The sequence below is a fragment of the Telluria sp. ZB4P36 genome (genome assembly GCF_059685865.1).
In genome coordinates, this window is the sequence record NZ_JCASIE010000007.1 from 159,327 (window position 1) to 173,949 (window position 14,623).

The 14,623-nt window shown below is 61.1% G+C and carries 12 protein-coding genes; 1 reads left to right on the forward strand and 11 read right to left on the reverse strand.

Going from position 1 to position 14,623, the window contains the following annotated elements:
• Positions 1–220 precede the first annotated feature (220 nt).
• The 6 genes from AC56LK_RS12290 to AC56LK_RS12315 all read right to left on the reverse strand — a co-directional run bounded on the left by AC56LK_RS12290 (position 221) and on the right by AC56LK_RS12315 (position 7,248).
• On the reverse strand, positions 221–2,719 hold the full coding sequence (locus AC56LK_RS12290) for a hybrid sensor histidine kinase/response regulator (RefSeq protein WP_497184794.1): 2,499 nt from the start codon (positions 2,717–2,719) through the stop codon (positions 221–223).
• Between the two features lie 71 nt (positions 2,720–2,790).
• Positions 2,791–4,233: an HD domain-containing phosphohydrolase gene (locus AC56LK_RS12295; protein ID WP_497184795.1), complete on the reverse strand. Its 1,443-nt coding sequence runs from the start codon at positions 4,231–4,233 to the stop codon at positions 2,791–2,793.
• Positions 4,234–4,277: 44 nt separating this feature from the next.
• Positions 4,278–4,490 carry a hypothetical protein gene (locus AC56LK_RS12300; protein ID WP_497184796.1) on the reverse strand — a complete coding sequence of 71 codons (213 nt, stop codon included), beginning with the start codon at positions 4,488–4,490 and terminating at the stop codon, positions 4,278–4,280.
• Positions 4,491–4,510: 20 nt separating this feature from the next.
• Positions 4,511–6,124, reverse strand: a complete 1,614-nt coding sequence (locus tag AC56LK_RS12305; RefSeq protein ID WP_497184797.1) for a GMC family oxidoreductase — start codon at positions 6,122–6,124, stop codon at positions 4,511–4,513.
• A gap of 21 nt (positions 6,125–6,145) precedes the next feature.
• The gene (locus tag AC56LK_RS12310) at positions 6,146–6,925 is read right to left on the reverse strand and encodes an SDR family oxidoreductase (protein WP_497184798.1); all 780 of its coding nucleotides are present in this window, start codon (positions 6,923–6,925) and stop codon (positions 6,146–6,148) included.
• Complete coding sequence (locus AC56LK_RS12315) at positions 6,922–7,248, reverse strand: nuclear transport factor 2 family protein (protein ID WP_497184799.1); 327 nt, start codon at positions 7,246–7,248, stop codon at positions 6,922–6,924. Before AC56LK_RS12315 ends, AC56LK_RS12310 begins: the two co-directional genes overlap by 4 nt.
• A 101-nt stretch (positions 7,249–7,349) precedes the next feature.
• Between AC56LK_RS12315 and AC56LK_RS12320 the strand changes: the two genes are divergently transcribed.
• The gene (locus AC56LK_RS12320) at positions 7,350–8,270 is read left to right on the forward strand and encodes a LysR family transcriptional regulator (protein WP_497184800.1); all 921 of its coding nucleotides are present in this window, start codon (positions 7,350–7,352) and stop codon (positions 8,268–8,270) included.
• A gap of 14 nt (positions 8,271–8,284) precedes the next feature.
• Here AC56LK_RS12320 and AC56LK_RS12325 read toward each other — a convergent pair whose 3' ends face one another.
• From AC56LK_RS12325 to AC56LK_RS12345, 5 genes are all read right to left on the reverse strand, one after another.
• On the reverse strand, positions 8,285–9,064 hold the full coding sequence (locus AC56LK_RS12325; protein WP_497184801.1) for an alpha/beta fold hydrolase: 780 nt from the start codon (positions 9,062–9,064) through the stop codon (positions 8,285–8,287).
• A 189-nt stretch (positions 9,065–9,253) separates the two neighbouring features.
• Positions 9,254–11,692, reverse strand: coding sequence for a DUF4214 domain-containing protein (locus AC56LK_RS12330; RefSeq protein ID WP_497184802.1), 2,439 nt, complete (start codon positions 11,690–11,692; stop codon positions 9,254–9,256).
• A 266-nt stretch (positions 11,693–11,958) separates the two neighbouring features.
• Positions 11,959–12,750 (reverse strand): DUF8453 domain-containing protein, encoded by a 792-nt coding sequence (locus AC56LK_RS12335; protein WP_497184803.1) that lies wholly within the window; start codon positions 12,748–12,750, stop codon positions 11,959–11,961.
• 111 nt (positions 12,751–12,861) lie between these two features.
• Positions 12,862–13,572 carry a putative phage abortive infection protein gene (locus AC56LK_RS12340; protein ID WP_497184804.1) on the reverse strand — a complete coding sequence of 237 codons (711 nt, stop codon included), beginning with the start codon at positions 13,570–13,572 and terminating at the stop codon, positions 12,862–12,864.
• Positions 13,573–13,909: 337 nt separating this feature from the next.
• Positions 13,910–14,623, reverse strand: coding sequence for a HEPN domain-containing protein (locus AC56LK_RS12345; protein WP_497184805.1), 714 nt, complete (start codon positions 14,621–14,623; stop codon positions 13,910–13,912).

Consider the following 14,623-nt stretch of genomic DNA (forward strand, 5'->3'; position numbering starts at 1 on the left):
TGTCGTATTGTTGGGCGATTCGGTGTTCGATAACGCCGCCTACGTCGCAGTTGGCTGCGACGTCAGCTCCCAGCTGCGCTCGCGCCTCGGTCCCCGCCACCGCGTCTCCCTGCTGGCGCATGACGGCGACGTCCTTGCGGACATGGCGCAACAGGTCCTTCGCCTCGACCAGCTGGAAGCGCCGGCCACCTGGTACGGTGCGGCGCCATGGATCTGGCGCCTAGATGGCCAACTGCGCCAGGATGGACGCAAGCTTCGTGGTATCGATGGGCTTGACAAGGTGATGGTCGAATCCTGCGGCCAGCGATCGTTCGCGGTCCTTGTCCTGGCCGTAGCCGGTGACCGCGACCAGCACTGCCCCGGCGGTTTCCGGACTGCTGCGCAACTGCTTCGCCAGTTCGTTGCCGTCGATCTCAGGCAGGCCGATATCGAGCAGGCAGACCTGCGGCACTTCCTCCCTGGCGCGCGCCAGCGCCTGGCGCGCATCGTGCTCGACCATGACCCGATGGCCCGAGGCTTCCAGCAGCATGGCCAGCATCGCTGCCGCATCCACGTTGTCGTCCACCACCAGGATGCGCAGGCCGGGCGCCGCCGTCGACAGGCCGCCGACGCCGGCATCGTCCTCTCCCGCCCGGCCTTCGGGCAACTGCAGGCGCGGCAGGCAGACGGTGAACTTGCTGCCCAGGCCAAGGCCGCCGCTTTCGCATGTCACCGAGCCGTGGTGCAGCTCGACCAGGCTCTTGACGAGTGCCAGTCCAAGGCCCAGCCCGCCCATTGACCGGTCCGAGGAGCGTTCGGCTTGCGCAAAGAGGTCGAATGCCCGGGCGACCAGGTCGGGCGCCATGCCGATCCCGTTATCCGAGATCGCGATCGACACCTGCGCGCCGCGCACCTCGGTCTCGAGAAGGATCGTGCCGCCTTCACGTGTGTACTTGGCCGCGTTGTTGAGGATATTGGCCAGCACCTGGACCAGCCGCTTGCGGTCTCCCTGTACCATCGTCGTATCCGGCGTCAGGCGCAATTCCAGATGGTGGCGACGCGCCCGCACCAGCGGCGTCACCTGCTCCACCGCGTCGGCCACGATGTGAGCGACGTCCATCGGCGCATTGTCCAGCTCGACCAGCCCGCGCGTCACGCGCGATACGTCGAGCAGGTCGTCCACCAGGCTGGTCATGTGCCTGACCTGGCGGCCGATGATCTGGCTGGTGTGGCGCACGCGCCCCTCGTCGAGCCTGGACATCTGCAGCAGCTCGGCGGCCGCGCTGATGGGCGCCAGCGGATTGCGCAGTTCATGCGCCAGCATCGCCAGGAACTCGTCCTTCCTGCGGTCGGCCTGCCGCAGGCGCTCGCCGCTTTCACGCAAGGCCTCCTCGTCCGCCTTGCGCTTCGTGATGTCGATGGCCGTGCCGATGATGCGGATGCATTCGCCGGCGTCGTTGAACACGCCCCGCCCTTTGGCGGCAACCCAGCGTATGATCCCGTCTTCCTTGCCGATGGTCCGGTATTCGGCCTCGTACTGGCGACGCAGGTGCGGATCGGCGGCGGCGTCGAACGAAGCGAGCGTGCGTTCACGGTCGTCCGGGTGCAGCCCGTCATAGTAGTCCGACAGCGCGACCGGACGATCCGCCGATATGCCGAACATGGCCTTCACACGTGCGGGCCAGTACATGCTCCCGTTGACAAGGTCGACGTCCCACTCGCCGACATCCGCGGCATCGATCGCCAGCCGCAGCTGCTCTTCCCGCTCCTTCAGTGCGGCCTCGACCAGTTTACGGTCGTGCACGTCGGTGGAGGTGCCGAACCACATCGCGATGTGTCCTGAATGCGGGTCGCGGTAGGACTCGGCACGCACCAGGAACCAGCGGTACTCGCCCGAGGCCGAGCGGATCCGGTGTTCGACACTGAAATGCCCCCCGCCTTCCCTGGCGCGGGCCCAGGCTTCCATCGTGAGCGCGTGGTCATCCGGATGCACGAAGCCGTCGGTCACATCCTCGGGCGTGATGCTGTCCAGGGCAATGCCGGTGTAGGCGGACCACTGCTTGTTGAAATACACGGCACGACCGCTGTCGTCGATGATCCAGATGATCTGCGGGATGGAATCGGCCATCAGGCGGAATCGCAGTTCGCTCGCACGCAGTTTTTCCTCGGTCAGGCGCTGCGCCTCGGTGCGCGCCGCCACCCGCTGCTCGAGCGTGTCGTTCGCTTCGCGCAGCCGCCGGTTGGCGATCTCGATTTCCAGCGCCTGGTCGTCGATCGTCGACGCCATCCGCGCGCTGCGGTCCTTCGACCTGACGAATTCGGTAACGTCTTCCACCCGGTGGATGATGTGGCGCACTTCGCCGTCCGCACCGAAGACCGGCGTGTTGATCGGACTCCAGTGGCGCTCTTCGAAGCGAAGTCCGTCCGGCCCGGCCACCGGCAGGTCGTATTTTTGGATGGCCATGGTGTCGGCGCGCTTGTTGCGCAGGACGCGCTCGAGGGAAGCCCGGAGTTTCGCCACGCCGCTGGCGGAGGGATCGTCCGGATTGTCCGGGAACACATCGAATATGTTACGGCCGAGGATGTTCTCGCGGATGGTCTTGGTGGCTTTCAGGTAGGCCCGGTTGACCGCCACGATGCTGAAGTCCTTCGCCAGCACCAGATAGGGAGATGGCGTGGCATCGAACAGTGCGCTGAAATCCGGATCGGCGGGTGATGGGTGAGACGTGTTCGAAACCATGCCTGCAATACCTGCCCTGTGAACTGTAACGCCTCCATATTACCGCGATTTAACGTTTGCCCTTGGAGAACCTAGATGAGGCCGAGCGTCAATCCTTTCAGTGTCGCGGCGGTCCGTGTCGAACACGCGAGTTTTCGGAAGATGCTCTCGACATGGGTGCGCACCGTCGACGGGCTGATCTGCAGCTCGCGCGCCACTTCCTTGTTGCTTTCCCCAAGGCTGATGCGGCGCAGGACCGCCGCTTCGCGCTCGGACAGCAGCTTCCTGCGCGGCGCCGCAGGTTCGGCCGCACTCGGGCGTTGGCCGCCCGCGGCCGCCAGCACGAATTGCACAGCCTGGCCATCGAAGCGGCCCGCCGCCGTGTCGGCGGCCAGGATCTGCTCCGCTTCCGGGGCGCTGCAGGCGGCACGCCAGGGACGCGGCATGCGCAAGGCCGCATAGGCCGCCGCCGCGGCCAGTATCCGTTGCGGCATGGCCAGCGACCCGGCGTCGAACTCGCGGTAATAGCCGCTGCCGTCGAGCCTTTCGTAGACGTGGGAGGCCAGCGTCGCCTCGGCGCGCAGGGAGGGCACCTGGATGCCGGCGCGCGCCGTCCAGTACGGGACCAGGCGCACTTTCTCCCAGTCGGCCGTGCCGAGCTTGCCGTCACGCTGCCAGACCGCGTTGGGCACGGCGGCGCGGCCGATGCCGTGGATGAGCGCCGCGCGACCCAGGCAGTGCTGCTGGGCAGCGGGCAAGCCCACCAGTTCGGCGGCGCGCCCGGCCAGGTCGGCCACGCGGCGCGAATATCCCAGCAGCCAGGGCAGCTTCAGCTCGATCATGTCGGCCACGATGGTCAGGGACACACGCTCGGCCAGGGCGGGAATCTCGGCCGGACAGGGCGGCGCATCGACCGCCGCGAGCCAGGACGTGGCGTTCTCCGCCAGCAGGCGCACCAGGCCGGCCGGATACTTCCTGTCGGCGCGCGCTGCGATCAGCCGCAGGGCCTCGTCCAGGCCATGGGCCCGCGCCAGGATATCGAGATCGCTCGCCAGGTTGGTGTAGTACACCAGGCGCGGTATCTGCGGATCGGCCAGGCGCTCCGGCATGCCGCCGCCATCGAAGTGCTCCCACACGCGCCGCAGGCCGGTATCGACTTCGACCGGCAAGGCCAACGCCTGCGCGATCGCGCTCGAGACTTCGCAATGGATGCGGGCGAGCGGCGCCACGCTGGTAAAGCTCATCCGGTTGTCGGGCGGCAGGGTGTGCGTGAGCATCGCCTCCCTGCCCCCGACGTCGTCCCCCAGCAGGGTGGAAAAGCCGCTGGCGTTGGCGGTGCAGCCCGACCAGCGCAGCAGGGTCACCAGCCGCACATGGGCGCAGGCCCCCGCCTCGGCGCCGTCCGCCAGCGCCAGGCGCTCGGCCAGCAGGGCGGCGCGCATCGACTGGTCGGTAGGCTGGCCCATGCTCAGGTCGCCCACCATGGCCAGGACCTGGACGGCTTCCTCGACGGTGACGGTATGGTCTTCTTGCATTTTCGAACTGTAGATCAGAAGCCGGTGCAGGGCAACACCGGCCTTCACCGCCTGTCGCGCCGGGGGTTGAGGGCCTCGAGCAGGCGCACGTCCATCCGGTGGTTCGCGAGGTGATAGCTCGCGGATGCCGGATTTGCCCGCGCCTTGCCCAGTTCCTGCCGCATGTCCCTGCGCAGCGCTTCGAGCAGCTGCGTCCTTTCATGCGGCAGCAGGCTGGCGGCGTGGATCTCCATCGGCTCTAGGTGAACATCCAGCATGGCCCTGCCCTCCTCCGTGTTCAGATGCGATGCCGGGCCTTGATGAGGTCCGCCGCCCGCTCGCCGATGACCACGCATGGCGCCATCGTGTTACCGGTGGTGATGCGCGGCATGATCGAGGCGTCGGCGATGCGCAGGCCGTCGATGCCGTAGACCTGCAGCTTCCCGTCCACCACCGACATCGCGTCCCGCCCCATCTTGGCGGTACAGGACTGGTGCCAATAGGTGACCGCGGCATTGCGCAGGTAGTGCTCCATCGCTTCGCGGCCAAGTTTACCGGGCATGCTTTCGCCCTTGACCAGCCGTCCGAACGCGCCCGCGTTGCCCAGCGCACGGCACATCTCGACGCTCGCGTGGGCGGCCCGCATGTCGTCGGGGTCGGACAGCGTATTGGCACGGATGATCATCGCATCGTCCGCCTCGGGTCCGGACAGCAGCAGCTCGCCGCGGCTCTTCGGATGCGCCAGTCCCGCGAACATGGTCCAGCCATGCCGGGGCACCCCGCGCGCCGCATTTTCAAGGCTCGGCACCGGGAATTCGACCTGGCAATGCAGCATGTCAGGGGCGTCCAGGGACGGATCGCTCTTCCAGTACAGGGTCGCTTCGGATCCGCCGTTGCCGACCTGCTGGGGCTCCGCATACTCCCAGATGCAGCCGAAGGAGACGTGGTCCTGGTGGTTCTGGCCCACACCCGGCAGGTGCTGGCGCACGGCGATGCCGTGCCGCCGCAGTTCCTTCTCGGGCCCGATACCGGACTGCATCAGCAGCTTCGGCGTGTTCACGGCGCCCTGCGACAGGATCACTTCACGGGTACTGCCGAAGCACAGCCTGCGTCCGTCGAGGATGACTTCGACTCCGGTGACCCTGTTGCCTTCGAAGCTGAGCTTCGACACCAGCGCGCCGGTCAGTACGGTCAGGTTGGGCTGGGCCATCTTCGGGTAGGTGTAGGACCGGAACACGGACAGGCGCTTGCCGTCGCGGATACGCAGGTCGTTGATCGCGGCGCCGCCGTCTCCCTCCATCATCGCCCCGTTCGGGCTGTCGAAGGTCGGAATGCCGAGCGAGCGCGCGGCTTCCAGCATCAGCGTCGCCGTCGGCTGCGGCTGGTGCGCAGGCGCCACGTAGACCGGCCCGCCCTGCCCGCGCCGCTGCGGGTCCGCCGGGCCATGCCAGTCCTCGATGCGGCGATAGATCTCCAGCACCGACGCGTAGTTCCAGGCGGCGTCGCCCGCCTGATCGGCGAAGTAGTTCCAGTCGCTGCTGTGCCCACGGGCCCACACCATCACGTTGATGCTGGAGCCGCCGCCCAGGACCTTCCCCATGTTCATCGGGATCGACCGCCCGTTCAGATGCGGGTTCGGCTCCGCCATGAAACCCCAGTCGCGCTCCGTGCCCAGGTTGAGCGGCCATTGCCCCGGCTCGATGACGCTCGCGACCTCGTCGCTGCCGCCGGCTTCCAGCAGCAGGACGTGGACGCCGGGATTCCCGGCCAGCCGGGCGGCTACGACCGAACCCGAGGAGCCGGCGCCGCAGACGATGAAGTCGTAGTGGCTTTTCAGCGTGAGGTATTGGGTGGCCTGGTTGCGGCGGACTGCGTCCGCGAATGCGCGTTCGGTGTGTGAAGCATTGTTCATGTTGGATTCATTCATCTTGGATTAGACAGTCGGGATGGTGCCGCCATCGATCACGAGCTCGGCGCCATGGACCGAGGCCGCCAGCGGCGACAGCAGAAACGCCACCAACTCGGCCACTTCCTCCGGCCTGCCCGGACGGCCGATCGGGATGCCGCCCAGCGAGGCCATGAGCTGGCGCCTGGCCTCGTCTTCGCTGCCTTCACGGTGCGCCGCCATGCGCTCGATCAGGGCCTGTGCGGCCGTGGTTTCGATGAAGCCGGGCGCCACGCTGTTCACGCGGACGCCCTGCGGCCCGAACTCATTGGCCAGCGATTTGCTGTAGTTGGCAAGAGCGGCCTTGGCGGCGGCGTAGGCCACGGTGGATTCGAACAGGGGCAGGCGCCGCTGGATCGAGGTGATGTGGACGATGGCGCCGCTGCGCCGTTCGAGCATCGCCGGCAGGAAGGCGCGGTCGAGCCGCACGGCCGACATCAGGTTGACTTGGAGAGCCGCCTCCCACATGGCGTCGGTCAGCGCGAGCGCGCCGCCGCTGGGCGCGGACGATCCGCCCACGTTATTCACCAGGAAATCGAGGTGGCCGTATTCCTGTATGACGGTGTCGGCGACATAGGCGGCACCTGCGGCAGTGCCGACGTCCGCCTCCAGGTAGCGGACCCCGGCCAGCGCTTGCGGCGGCCGGCTGCGTGCCGTCACGATCACGCTTGCGCCGTCCTGCGCCAGCCTGCGGACGATGGCCTCGCCCATGCCCTTGGTGCCGCCGGTGACGAGCGCATGCTTGCCCTTGAATGGATAGGCGCTCATGGCTTGATCTCCAGCGACTCGATCGCCCCGGAGCGGAGCTGGAAGTGGAAGTTCAGCGTGATCGGGCTGCCGGGGAAGTTGCCCCTCACGGTGGCGCGCAGCCTGTGCTGGCCACCGATCTCTTCGATGCTGGCGGGTTCGATCGTAGACTGGTAGCGGGTGCCTGTGTCGCGCGCCCAGGCCGCGATCTGGTCGCGGCCGCGGCGTCCTTCGCCTTCGTCGTGAACGACGGCGTCGGGAGTGAAACAGGCCGCCAGGCGTTCCGGCGCCTGCGCGTTTGCTGCCTCGACGTAGCCTGCAATAGCTTGCGGTAATGTGTTCATGTCAGCCTCCTTGGTTGGTGCAAGCCAGTGTAGATTCAGGCATCATTGAGAAAAACCACATGAATGGACATGCTTTATGAACCAATGGTTCAAATAAATCGATGAGCTCCCTCGACCTGATCCGACTCTTCCTTGCCGTTGCGGACGAGCGCAGTTTCACGCAGGCCGCCAGGCGGCTGGACATTACCGCGACCGCCGTCAGCAAAGGCGTGCGGGCGCTCGAGAAAAAGCATGGCGTCCAGCTATTCGTCCGGACCACCCGGAGCGTCGCCTTGACGGATGCCGGTACCAGCCTGCTGGCGGCCCTCAAGCCGGCCGTGGGCCAGATCGAGGATGCGTTCGACGAGCTGGCGCGCTTTCGGAGCCGTCCGGCCGGCCGCCTGCGGCTGACCGCGCCGCGCAGCTTCGGCTTCCTGCTCGCCCGCTTCCTGGTGCCCCGCATGCGCGCCGCCTACCCCGACATCAGCTTCGACCTGTCGCTCGACGACGGCCTGGTCGACCTGGTGGCATCCGGCTTCGATGCCGGCATCCGGCTCGGGCAAGCGGTCGCACAAGACATGGTCGCCGTCCGCCTCAGCCGCCCCCTGTCATGGTCGATCGTGGCGGCGCCCGGCTACCTCGAGCAACATGGAGAGCCCGAGCAGCCGCAGGACCTGCTGCGGCACCAGACCCTGCGCTATCGCTTCTCCACCTCGAACCGCTTGCCGCCGTGGAGGTTGAGCGGCCCCGATGGAGAGCTCCTGCTCGACCCGGATGCCCTGCTGACCGCCAACGACACCCAGATGCTCGCCGAGTGGGCGCGCCAGGGCATGGGGTTCGCCTGGCTGCCGGACCTCGAGATCGGGGAAGACGTGCGGCACGGACGCCTGCTGCGGGTATTGACGCGCTTCGTTCCCGAGACGTCCGGGCTGTTCCTCTACTTCCCGGTGCGTACCCAGAACCAGCCCAAGATGCGGGCGCTGATCGAACAGGTAACGCGGCTTGCGGAAGAAGGCGCGCTCGATGCCAGCTGCGCGCCCTAGCCGCCCGATGAGGCTTACTTGGTTGACGCGACGGCGTCGAGGATCACCTTCGCCACCTCGGCTGGGCGCGATTGCTGCGGCACGTGGCTGGACGGCAGCTCGGTGGTTTTCGCGTTGATCTTCTTCGCCATCGCGCGCAGCAGGCTGGGGTCGATCATGCGGTCGCGGGAGGCGACGATGAACCACGAGGGCTTGGTGGTCCAGGCCGCGTTGCTGACCTTGTCGGCGAAGGCCTTGGCCTGGATCGGACCCTGGGTGGCGGTCATGACGGCGGCCTGCGCCGCCGGTACGTCCTGGGCGAAGTCTTCGCGCATCGCGGCATCGGGCAGGCTCAGGAAACCTTCGGCGTCGGCGACGAAGCGCTTGATGCCGGGAGCTGCAGGGTAGCCCTCGCCGGTGTCGGCGGTGGACTTGCCGGCATCCGGTGCGAAGGCGGCGACGTACACCAGGCTGCCGACCTTGTCGTGCTGGCCCGCTTCGGTGATCACGGTGCCGCCCCAGGAGTGGCCCACCAGCACCACCTTGCCCGGCTGGGCCGCGATGGCGCGGCGGGTCGCGGCGACGTCGTCGGCCAGGGAGGTGAGCGGGTTCTGGACGGCGGTGACCTTGACGCCCTTGGCCTGCAGCAGGGGGATGACCCTGGACCAGTCGGAACCGTCGGCGAAGGCTCCGTGCACGATGACGACGGAAGGCTTGGCGCTGCCGTCGACCGTTGCGGCGCTGGCATGGGTGGCGACGGCGGCGAAGGCGGCAGTGGCGGCGAGCAGGCGCAGCGAAGTCTGGATGGTGGTCATGGTGTTCTCCCTGGTGTGGTGGTTAAGTGAGTCCAGTGTAGGGAGAAGCTTGTCAGGGCGGTATCGGTCGAATAACCGATGCGGGATGCGGCTCGGTAGTGCGGCACCCTTCATTCAATCGGACTATCGACTTCGATCATCGATACAGCCTGTCCATGTCCAAGCCGGCCATGGAGTTCGATCATTTACCTAAGGACCAAGCGGCGCCGGCATCGGATATTTGAATCGCACGGCACTAAAACGTGCAGCACTGCCCATCATGTTGAACAACAGGATGGCCGGCTTGCCGCCAAGGGAAACGGGCACGCCACCATGCATGTATTTCGATCCGGACGGCATCAGGGCCTGGAGAGAAGCCGAGTGGTCAGCGACTTGGCCGCTGCAATTGGCGAGGAAGAGCCTGGGCTTGGCGCCGTTGATCTCATCGCCACGCAGCACGAGGTCGGCACAACCATCGCCGTTGAGGTCATAAGGGTAGCTGTGGATGTACGAGGCGCCCGTGAACTGAAGCGCGTTTCCGAACCACTTCGCTGTCGCGTCCTCGAACTGCAGCTTGCCCTTGTTGAGCAGGAGCTGCGTTGCGGATCCGTACACTGGTCCGTAGTAATGGTGCGTGATCAGCAGATCGGCCAAGCCATCCGCGTTGAAGTCCGCAGTAGCGATCTGTTTGACAGTCAGGCTGCCGCAATCGGCCTTCTGCCAGCATCCCTGTTTGGCGAAAGGCCCATTCGGCAATGCAATTGGCGCGCTGGCTGCGAAGCTCCCATGCGCATCCTGTTTCAGCACCATCGTATGGATCTGGTTCAGCTCCGGCGCAACTTCCGCCGCGCTGTAGGAATACAGGCTGCCGAGCACCAGTTCGTCGATGCCGTCATTGTCGAGATCAACCCCGAGCGCGGCGGTGACCGGGAAGTCGGCGCTCTTGAAGTGACCATTCATCGCCGCGGATCCTTGCCCGACGTATGCCGGCAGGCGTCCATCCAGTTTTGCGGCGGTGCCGTCCTTGCCGAACTCGACCAAATAGCTTGGCCCGAACGTAAAGTCCCCGATGAAGGCGACAGGCGAGGATCTGTCGCGCAGTTTGAGCGCTGCGCCGCCATGCACCCAGGAGTTGCTTCCTGCCAGTCCGGCGTTGTTCGGAACCGGGACGAGCTTGTAGCCTTGCGCTCCCGTGGAAATCAAGGCGTAGGTCGGCTCCCCTGTATTTCCATCACCATCCGGCCCGTTACCGCCGAGTACCACGTCCAGGCGGCCGTCGCCATTGAAGTCGGCAAGCATCTTCTCCGACTCGACTTGGTACATGGTGGGGATCCCACCAGCGACGAGCGTTGTGGACACGTCTTCAAAGCGGGTGCCGGTCCATTTCAAGAGATTCTGCGGTCCCTGGCGGTATCGGTCCAGGCCAGTACGGCTGAAATCCCAATAGGTATTGCCGAGCATGAGGACATCGCCTTGTCCGCCTGTCTGCAACTGTTGAATGCTCGTCACGAGCGAATAGTGTGTGTCGACCTTGCCGCCGACGAACACGTCCTGAAGCAGCTCTACATAGTCGCTGAACACAGGCGCTCGCGCCGCAACGAGACGGAAGCTGCCGTTCCTCTGGATCTGCCAGCGTGCATCAGCATAGTGATGCTGCCCGATGGTGAGCAGATCCATTCGCAGCACACCCGACGATGCATCGTACCTGGCCACGGCCGGCTGGCTGGTGGCCACTGGCGTGCCGAGTGGCGCGAGCGTGCCGTCACCGAGTATGCGCATCGGGAACGGACCGAAGGTCCCGTCTTCGGTCTGCACCGCCTGGATGACGATGATCTGGTTGTCGGAGTCGGCCTGCGGATATCCGCTCAACAGCGGTTTGGCCGGCAGCACCAATTGCGCGGCCCCCTGCAATGCCTCAGGACTTGGCGCGATGTCCGTTAACTGGGCAGGCTGCCTGAAAATCGATGGCGCGACCGGGCCAGTGCTGCTCCCATAAGGGTAGAAGGCAATGCCCCGGCGCACCTCAGGCGCTACGTTGCTCTTGTTCTCCTGGCTTTCGCTGAAAAAACTCAGCAAACCAGGCCGCGAGAGCCCCTTTCGCATCGCTTCCAGCCAATAGTCGAATCCGGCCTGATCCGGACTGCGATGCAAGACATTCTGATAGACCAGATCAACGAACTGCCGGTCGTCGACACTGCCATACTTCGCCTTGAATTCGGCCGACGCGACAAACTGCGCGGAGACCTGATCAAGCGTATTGCCGCTTGCCAGGGAGCTGATCCAGAATCCGAGCCCCGACTGATCGGGTTTTCGGTTGAATGCGGCCTGGTAGAGCCGATAGGCCTTACCGGGAATTCCTTCTTCATCGAATGAAATCAAACGGTCGGCAAACTCGAGCGTCAATGTCGACGCCGGATAGCTAGTAATGCTCCCGTCCGCCAGTCGGGTGACAGCGATGCTGCCGTCAAGGGCCCGGGCGATGCTGTGCTCAAACCGGTAAGCCCGTATCGTCACGCTGTGGAGCGACGCCGCTGTGCTCGCGCTAAGGGAACCGGCTGTTCTGGTCGAAATCGCGGCGCTTTGATGTTCGGCCTGCCCACCGCAGGCGCCAAGAATGGCTAGGGCAGCAAGCTGGGAAATTTTTTTCATTGGTTTTGCGAGCGGCGCGTGTCAACGCGAACATTGTTATGGACTTGAGAACAGTTGATCGATACTGATACTATGTCTGTCCGGCAACATTGTCAATGTAATCGCAGCTTCGTTGAGGAGACGAAAAAAAAGCCCCAAGGTATGGGGCTCTTGTTCAGCATGCTTGGCGGAAGCGGTGTCCGGCGAACTCTACTATGAAAAATTACATGCATGCCCCGTCTACCCACAGGCGTACCCACTACAAATGCGACTACAAGGCATGATAGTTAATTGCTTGCCTCGGCTTGGCGATCGTGTGAACTATATATGTCAACGCCAAGTCGCTCATTTGGAGTGACAACCTTCTCAATCGTTGCACGAAGAGACCTTAGTTCTGAGGTTATGCCATTGAAGCGATCACCTCCAAGCTGACTAATACCCTTGTACTGAACAAAATCGACAACAAATGAATTCGTGTAACGGCGCCCTTCAACGTCTTCATAATCAATTAAGATATTTAAGTATGGCACAAATATATCTTGACCAATTTCTCGAGCGAGATCTAGAAAGCTGAATACAAAGCTCGACAATTCTTGTCCGACGCCTAACGACTCAATTCCGTGATCAATCATCGCCAATTTTTTGAACGGCTTGATTATTGGACAACTATTGATTGTCGCCAAAGTTCCGTCGCGATTTAAAAAGGTAAACCGTATTTTCCTAGCAATTCCTCTCCCTGAATTTTTTACTCTCGCATCCATAAAGTGAATACCGGCCAGACTATTTATTAATGCAAGAGAAACATTAGGTTGTATGCTTTCCCGATGTAGTGCAGCAATTTGTTCAGTCTGCGCGGCTCGAAGCCTCCACGTTTCGAGTGCAAGCACAAAAGTTAAAAGAGTTATAACCACGGTGGCCGCTGCCGTAACCCATGCTGACAATGTATCTGGGGAAAACGTACTGTATCTAGGTATAGCATTGCCGACAAAAACGCCTGCAACAAAAGCTAGCGATGCTCCACAAATACCAATGAGCACCAAGAAAATTTTGATTCTATCCAACCCAAGTGTGGCAGCCATAGCTCTATGATTTTCTATTGATCTCAGGGCAGTCGTTAAACTTCAATCGCATGCAATAATCCACATATTTTATCTTCTGGGTTAGGTTTATCAACAATTCCGAAGGACCTCTCATTTCAAAAAACTCAGATATTCGGCCACGGCACGATTTGTCCCATACGCGCCAGACGTGACTTCAAAGCGTACGCCTATGCCATTATGTGGCACTCTAATTCGCGCAAAATAATGCCTTAAAAATTCTTCGTCAACATGGAAGTCAATCGCATCTAACATACGTGTCGCCAAATCAAATCGCAAAGGCAGGTGCTCCAACACCTCGTATTTAATTAACAAAGCTTGAAATTTCCCACTGTCCACTACTTCGTGCTGACAATTTAAAAACAACAGTGCGAGTTCATGGGCAGACAGTTGAGAACGTATGATTGCTGTGTATTCATTGGCCTGACTTGTGCTGAGGATCTCCCCATGGTTCCGGTCAATGAGTCGTAGAATCTGATACAAGTTTCTGAAGTAGTGACCGAGCACATAGTTGTGTTTATCTTGCAGGTCTTCTTTATATACCTTTACAAGCGCATGCTGACCAGTCTTAGCCAAGTTATTCAGAGTCAATAAAATGGCCTTGAAAACGCTTCTACCTTCCACATCTTCTGGCGGAGAGTATTTTATTTGACCGATTTCAATAGTCGTTTTATACGCAGCAAATGAGCGGTTACGATCACCTAACATTGACTTATTAAAGCGCAACTGCTGAACGATGTTATTATGCAAAGCCAGCATATTAAATAATGTTGTTTCAAAAGCTTGCAATTTGGAGGCGCGCAACGATATTCTTTGCAAAATAACTGTTGCAGACAACCCAATTAACGTACCCAAAGTCAAAATTGGATTGAGAACACCTCCAAAAAAATCGCCAAAAGTTCCTAAGTATGGCTTATCACCCCCTGCGTGCCCGTATAATTAACATAAAGAAGGACCATCATAAGTACTAAGACTGCGACAATTACGTAAAAAAGGATGACGATAAGCGTCTTAGTACCGCTATCAAGTCGATTCCTTTCATCATTACCGAGGATTTTGAAAAGCCAATTATGCATTTAAGCTGGCAAGCTAGAGCCGAGAGTTAATGTAAACATTTGCAAAAAAGGGCTGCACCTATGTTTCAGCACATGTTAATTTGCCAATCTACATCCAATAATGTTGATTTCACTTGCAAGTATAGAACACGATCAAGTGCCTCAATAAAGTTCTTTAAACCATCAATTCGGGCTAATACGTCCATAATGCTTACTCCAGGTAGAGTCGCCGAATGAGCTAATGCAGTTCTTAAGCCTGCAATCGATTCTAACAACGCAATTACATCGCGACGTAACTGTCTATTCAACACTCCTTTTGGATCCCCAACTCCGATTCTTCGAAGAACGCGTTCGATGTTCTTTACTGAAGGATACCGATAATCACCGTAAATATGCTCTCCACCGAAATGGTTTAATGGCTGAGCGCCCGTCAACAAAACGGAATCGGGAGAACTAAACCATTTATCAATACATTGAAGCACTTCATGTTCGCCGGTTCGCGCTACTATCTTAATTGCTACGGAGTTAAGTCCAAGCTTCTCAGAAATCAAGTGAGACCTAAGTGCGGCAGGTAATTTTGATGTATCTGGAGCCGCGTGACTATATGTGTTCGCAACTCCGTCAAGAGCATCAACGAAATAATTTTCGAACTCAGCATGAGCCAAGAAAATCGCTGCTGCGATAGCGTAATCACGCAAGTCACTAGAAATACTTGGGTCGTCGGCGCACTGAAGCTTTGTCTTTACGGTATCGAGTTCAACATTAACACGTTGCCGATGTTTGCTAATGACATAGGCCAT